The 6,360-nt window shown below is 67.3% G+C and carries 4 protein-coding genes; 2 read left to right on the forward strand and 2 right to left on the reverse strand.

Annotated elements, in window-relative coordinates:
• Positions 1–116: 116 nt before the first annotated feature.
• Positions 117–1,646: a PTS transporter subunit EIIC gene (locus ACFU99_RS28905; protein WP_384397579.1), complete on the forward strand. Its 1,530-nt coding sequence runs from the start codon at positions 117–119 to the stop codon at positions 1,644–1,646.
• A 22-nt stretch (positions 1,647–1,668) separates the two neighbouring features.
• Here the strand turns inward: ACFU99_RS28905 and ACFU99_RS28910 are convergent, their stop codons facing one another.
• Positions 1,669–4,524, reverse strand: a complete 2,856-nt coding sequence (locus ACFU99_RS28910) for an ABC transporter substrate-binding protein (RefSeq protein WP_384397581.1) — start codon at positions 4,522–4,524, stop codon at positions 1,669–1,671.
• Between the two features lie 414 nt (positions 4,525–4,938).
• On the opposite strand from ACFU99_RS28910, the gene ACFU99_RS28915 reads away from it, so the two are divergent.
• Positions 4,939–5,463 carry a DinB family protein gene (locus tag ACFU99_RS28915; RefSeq protein WP_384397583.1) on the forward strand — a complete coding sequence of 175 codons (525 nt, stop codon included), beginning with the start codon at positions 4,939–4,941 and terminating at the stop codon, positions 5,461–5,463.
• 41 nt (positions 5,464–5,504) lie between these two features.
• On the opposite strand, the gene ACFU99_RS28920 is transcribed toward ACFU99_RS28915, so the two are convergent.
• Positions 5,505–6,360, reverse strand: an 856-nt coding sequence (locus tag ACFU99_RS28920; protein ID WP_384397585.1) for an FAD-dependent oxidoreductase, incomplete at its 5' end; no start/stop codon positions are given.

Here is a 6,360-nt window from a genome sequence, read left to right on the forward strand (position 1 = left end):
GCGCTGCACGCGTCGATGGCCTGACGGCCCCCGGCCCCGGCTTCCCCGGGCCCCAAACCACCCCGGCCCCGCGAGCCCGTCGCGCGGGCCCCGCACCAGAACTAGGCACCCGCACCATGGCAACAGACGACAAGAACCGCGCCACCGCCGCCGCGATCCTCCCGCTCGTCGGCGGCGCCGGGAACATCGACACCATCGCCCACTGCATGACCCGCCTCCGCCTCTCGCTCCGGGACCGCTCCCTGGTGCGGGAGGAGGAGCTGAAGGCGCTGCCCGCCGTGATGGGGGTGGTGGACGACGACACGTACCAGATCGTGCTGGGGCCGGGTACGGTCGCGAGGGTCACGCCGGAGTTCGAGGCGCTGGTGGCGGAGGCACGTACGACGGAGGAACCCGCCTCCCCCACCCCGCATGCCGTGACAGCCGAGGAACTGGCGGCCCAGGGCGCGGCCATCAAGGACCGTCAGAACGCGCGTAACGCGACGCCGGTCAAGCTGTTCCTGCGCAGGATCGCGAACATCTTCGTGCCGCTGATCCCGGCGCTGATCGGCTGCGGCATCGTGGCGGGCATCAACGGCCTGCTGGCGAACCTGGGCTGGCTGCCGGGGATCGTCCCGGCGCTGACGGCGATCGCGTCCGGGTTCATGTCGCTGATCGCGGTGTTCGTCGGCTACAACACGGCGAAGGAGTTCGGCGGGACGCCCATTCTGGGCGGGGCGGTGGCGGCGATCATCGTCTTCGCGGGGGTGCAGAACGTCAGCGCGTTCGGCCAGAAGCTCGCACCGGGCCAGGGCGGCGTGCTGGGCGCGCTGGGCGCGGCGCTGCTCGCCGTGTACGTGGAGAAGCAGTGCCGAAAGTGGGTGCCGGAGTCGCTCGACGTGCTGGTCACGCCGACGCTCACGGTGCTGGTCTCCGGGCTGGTCACGATCTTCGGCCTGATGTTCGTCGCGGGCGAGGTCTCGACGGCCATCGGCGACTTCGCCAACTGGCTGCTGGCGAACGGCGGCGCGGGCGCGGGCTTCGTGCTCGGCGGCCTCTTCCTCCCGCTGGTGATGCTCGGCCTGCACCAGGCCCTGATCCCCATCCACACCACGCTGATCCAGCAGCAGGGCTTCACGGTCCTGCTGCCCATCCTCGCCATGGCGGGGGCGGGCCAGGTCGGCGCGGCGGTGGCGGTCTATCTGCGGCTGCCGCGCAACGAATCGATCCGCAAGACGATCAAGTCGGCGCTCCCGGCCGGTTTCCTGGGCGTCGGCGAGCCCCTCATCTACGGCGTATCGCTCCCGCTGGGCCGCCCCTTCATCACGGCGTGCGTCGGCGGCGCATTCGGCGGCGGCTTCATCGGCCTCTTCAACCAGCTCGGCGACGCGGTCGGCTCCACGGCCATCGGCCCGTCCGGCTGGGCACTCTTCCCGCTCCTCAAGGGCGACCACGGATTGGGCACGACGGTCGCGATCTACGCGGCGGGGCTGGTGGCCGGGTATGTGGTGGGGTTCGTGGCCACGTACTTCTTCGGCTTCAGCAAGCAGATGCTGACGGAGTTGAACGAGCCGCAAGGGGCGGAGGGTTCGGGGGCCGCCGGGATCGCCGCACCTGAGACCGGTGCCGCTGGCGGGCCCCTGGTCAGCCCTGTTCAGAGCAGATGAGTCGGCAGCAGTGCGTGGGAGGTCAAGAAGCACAGGCCCTGTCTTGTTTCGCGTATGTCTCCCCCTTCGCGTAGGCGCCGCACGCGAGAACAGTGCGCGGCCCCTTGGCGGACGCCCGTAATATCACCAGCGTCTTCTGGTAGGGCGGATCGCCACTGTTTTGGAACTTGATATACCCGGTCGCCCCCTCGAATTCCACGCTCCTGAACGCGCTGCGTATTCCAGCGGTCGTCAGATTGTCGCTGCCGCGCGCGATCTCGGCCGCTTTCGCCAGCGCGTGCAGCGCGTCGTAAGCGACTGCCGAGCGGCCGTCCTGCCGCCACGGGTCGACGCGTTGCACAAACGCGTCGTAGTCGCGCGCATAGTCTTTGGTCTCATCGGTAGCACGAGGGTCGTCCTTCGGGAGACTGTGTGATGAGTAGTACAGTCTCAGCCACTGCTTTCCGTTGAAAGCGCCGTTGGTTGCCATGTTGGTCAGATCGTTTCCTCCCAGCACGGTCAGACCATTTCGAGTGCAGGTGCTCCGTTCATCCATGGCATCGAGGAAGGCGCTGAAGTCACGCGCACGCGTGGCCCAGTACACGATCGAACGCGGGTGCGCCTTGAGGAGGTCGCACACACTGTCCGCGAGGCTGCTCGCACTGTCCAAGTCAGCGTTTGCGTCCGGGTCGGAAACAATACCACTCTGGTCAAAATTGATCGTAAATCGTGAAGCTCTTGACGCGAGGGATTCGAATTGCGTCTGGAACCTCTTGGCCAGGCTCCTGCTGTACAGATCCACTTCCCTCTCGACAACGATCGCGTGATCGGCCGTAGTGCACCCGCCGGCGCCCCCTCCACGGGGCACGATGCGAAATTCATGTGCGAACTTCGCTGCGATACGGGCCTCGGTCGAATTCTTCGGGGTCAAAGGCCAGTAGGTGCCGTCAAACGCACTCCCCATTTCATCTGCGGTCGCCGTGGTACCCACCACTGGAATGTGTGCCTTTTCGAGCACCTGGAGGGCTTTCTTGGTCTCCTCCCGGCTCTGCGCCAGCCCGATCACCCCCACAATCTTCTTGCGGCCCTCACCCTGCGGCTGCTCGCCGATTTCCTTGACCAGCGCCTCCGCCTCGCTCTCGGCGTTCTCAAAGAAATCCCCCACGTGACGTTCTTCGACGATCAATGGAATCAACTTCTGGTTGGTCACCGCCGCATCGTTCAGCCTTTTCTGGTATAGAGCGATGCCGCGCAGTTCAGGAATCGAACTGTCGAATTGTGCATCGGACTCGCTCGTGGGTTCGCTTGCCCCTATGTGCACCACAGTTCGAACCGCCCGCTCCGCGGGGAACGCCTCGGCCCGCTTGTTCTCCCGAGCGATCGCTTGTAGAGCAGCGGCCCATTCCTGCCGGCGTACCGTAGGAGGGGTAGCCGCGCCAGGACCGGCGATGGGCTCGTTGCCGTCGGCACAAGGCGACGGCATACTCAGGCCGATCAACGGCCTCGCGGCGATGACCAGCAGCATGGTGCAGAGCACGGCCAGGACGGTCATGAGCACCGTCTGGACACGCCAGTCGATTCGGTACCGCTTGGGGGCCACGCACTGCACGGGCTCTTTGCCCGGCGTGAAGGATTGCTCCGGCAGCAGTGTCGACACCGTTGCCCCGTCGGGCTGGTGCGACAACAGCCCTGTTTCGGTGAGGTTGCGCTCCTGGGCATTCAGTTCGGCGAGGAATTCCGGCGACAGCCGACCTACCCCGATGACCAGCGGGCCGAGAGCCCGGCTATCGCTCCGTGTGCTGCTGAAGGAGCGCAGGAACCGCTCGGCCACCCGGCTTCCTTCTGTGCCGGGCATGGGCAGCGCCACCAGCAAAGCCGGCCGAGCGGTTCGTCGCCTCCGCTTGGGAAGCAGGCGGCCGACAGCGGGCCTGCTCAAGTCCGCCAACAGGGCCCGCACGAGAATTCTCTCCAGGAACTCCAACGCATCCTGGTGCTGGGAATCTCCCACCGGCAGGGACAGGTGCACTCTCTGCACACTGGCGACATCGCTCAGCACCTCAAAAAGTCCCTCGCGGCTACCGCGTCGGTCCAGCTCCTCACCAAGCCAGCCGCGTAAGAGCCTGCGGGTCTTCCGTCGTACCCACAGCCATCGCGGCAGGGTCCTCAAGAGGGGTTGGAGCACCGACTCCAGCAGCCAGCCCGGCAGCCCTCCGGGCACGGTGGGCGCTTGCCTTCCGCCAAGCACCCACAACGCTTTGAGCAGGCCGCCGCGTCCGACGCGCTCGCTGTAAACGTGGTCGCGCAGCAGCCTCGCCTCGTTGGGGTTGTCCTCCCCTTCCAGAGGATTACGAAGGCGCTTGACGAAATCTCTCAGAAGCTCGAAGTCCGAGAAATTATTCGGCGTCATGTTCCGAGGCACGCCCCGTGCCATTTTGCTGCCCGCCTTCTCGGCCAGCAGCGGCGGCGGCTCCTGTCTGTCGAACTCCAGCTCTACGGAGGCGTATGGAACAAGCTTTCCGTCTTTATGGAGGCCGCCCTCCAATGCCCCGACAACCCGCCGCACTCGCTCGGTGTACGTTCTGCCCTCACCCGGAACGCCCAGGAGAATCAATGGCGGTGTGTGCTGTAGACGCCCGCGTTCGCTCGGCGCCACGGCAGCGCGGAATTCACGGATGAAGTTGGAATCCCCGGCGACATTAGGAAACCAATTCGATGAATCTGAAGACGCGGACACGCAATCATCCCCCTCGAATTCGTCGCGGAACCCGAAGTCTTCGCCCCCGCCGTCGGCTTGGTCAATACATTCACGCACTCCGGAGAGCAGGAGAACATCGACCTTGCCCGACACTTCCGCCGCCAGTTCGAAATATACTTGAAATTCGATTCGCGCTGCCTTCACTCATCCGGCAAGGCCGACAAATGCACGTGACGCCCTCAAGCGGCCGTCGAGAGCGTGGAGGCGGGTCCGGGGTTGTTCCCCGACCGACTGCCTATCCCGATGTAATGACGAGAGTGGAGAGAACCCCCGCCAAAGTGCTCACGTGGGGGCCCAATCGGGCGGCTTCTCCACTCTGTTGCACGGTGAACCACTCCGGCAACGCGAAGTAGAACGGGCCGGTGGCAATAGGGCAGTTGCGCGCACTCCGGCGCGGCGAATCGATCCCGCGGCACCAGAAGAAGGCCGACAGCAACAGGGCGAGCCGAGGATCCACGCCTCCCGCCCGCTGAGAGCCCGGACAGCCCGGCCCAGCCTCGCCCAGTCTCGTAGAACTGGTGGATCGCGTTCCTGGTCGCGGGGCTAGGGTGGGAGCCCATGGAGAAGTGGGGCGCGAGTCTGTACGGAAATCCTTGTGGCGGCTGTGGCTTCGAGTGGTCGCTGACGCCGGAGGAAGCGATCCGGATCGTGGAGGGACTGCCCGCTCACGGCCGTGGCCTCCTGGCGGGCCGCACGGGTTATGAGCGCCATCCCGACCTGGGGTGGACGCCCGCGGCCTACCTCAGTCACATCACCGACAACCTGCGCAACTGGGCCGAACGGCTCGCCGGGGCCCGGCTGTCGGGGGCGGTGGACGTCCCCGGCTACGACCCGGACCTGATGGCCGAGGGCCGCAACTACAACGAGATCGCGATGGCGGCGGCCCTGTGGTCGCTGGAACGGGCGGCGGACGCCTGGGCGGAGTCGGTGACCGCCGCGCTGGCGGCCGGGGTCGTGCTGCGGCACGCCACACGGGGTGCGCAGCGCGCGGAGGACGTGGCCCGCAACAACGCCCATGACGGGCACCACCACCTCTGGGACATCGAGCGCATCCTGCGCTGCGCCGGTCAGCCGGGTTCCTGATCGCGTCACTGCCCGGACCTTCACGTGCCGGCGGGAGGGGGTTATCCCAACCGCCGTGCACGAGGGCTGACCGGTCCGCCCACGGCGTCGGCCGGTTCGGCCGTGTAGTCGGGCAGGTCGATGCTGCTGACCCGCTTGCCCATCTTCAGCATCTGGCCGAGGATCCAGCGCCGGTTCAGCAGCCCGTTGCGCATCCGCAGCCCGGTCGCGGTGGCGGGCGCCAGGAACGGACCGGTGCGATCGCCGCCCTTCTGGCAGCCCTGGGCGTAGTCGCGCAGGGTGTGCTCGTAGCGGGGGAAGGCGGTGCGGTGGTCGCCGCGGGCCCGGGCCAGCTCGCCGGCCAGGACGTACGCCGCCACTACGGCGGTGCCGGTACCCATCCCGCCGATGGTGGCCCCGCAGGCGGCGTCGCCGAGCAGGGCGATCCGGCTGGTGGACCAGGCGGGGACGTCGGCCCGGCTGATCGAGTCGAAATACAGCTCGGGGGACTGCTCCAGGCTCTCCAGCAGCCCGGGGACTTCCCAGCCGAGGCCCGCGAAGGCGTCCCGGATCAGTGTCTTCTGCCGCGCCACGTCATGGCGGTCGTAGCGGAGTTCGGCCGAGGCGAAGAGGAAGAGGGCGCCCGCCCGCGTCAGGTCGCGGTGGTCGGCGCCGACGGCGGCAAGCCGGCCGGGGACGTTGAGGCCGACTGAACCAGGAGGCAGGCCGAGGTAGTTGGGCAGCTGCCAGGTGGCCGCGTAGTAGCCGAGGTGACGGACGTAGCGCTCCTCCGGGCCGAAGGCGAGCCGCCGGACGTTGGAGTGCAGCCCGTCGGCGCCGATCACCAGGTCGAACTCGCGTGGCGCGCCGTGCTGGAAGGCCACCCGGACGCCGGTGGGCGTCTCCTCCAGGGCGGTG

The organism is Streptomyces sp. NPDC057654, assembly GCF_042800135.1.
Classification (GTDB): Bacteria; Actinomycetota; Actinomycetes; order Streptomycetales; family Streptomycetaceae; genus Streptomyces.

Coding starts and splice junctions, on each gene's coding strand:
- ACFU99_RS28915 (WP_384397583.1), top strand. CDS start 4,939: ATGGAGAAGTGGGGCGCGAGTCTGTACGGAAATCCTTGTGGCGGCTGT.
- ACFU99_RS28905 (WP_384397579.1), top strand. CDS start 117: ATGGCAACAGACGACAAGAACCGCGCCACCGCCGCCGCGATCCTCCCG.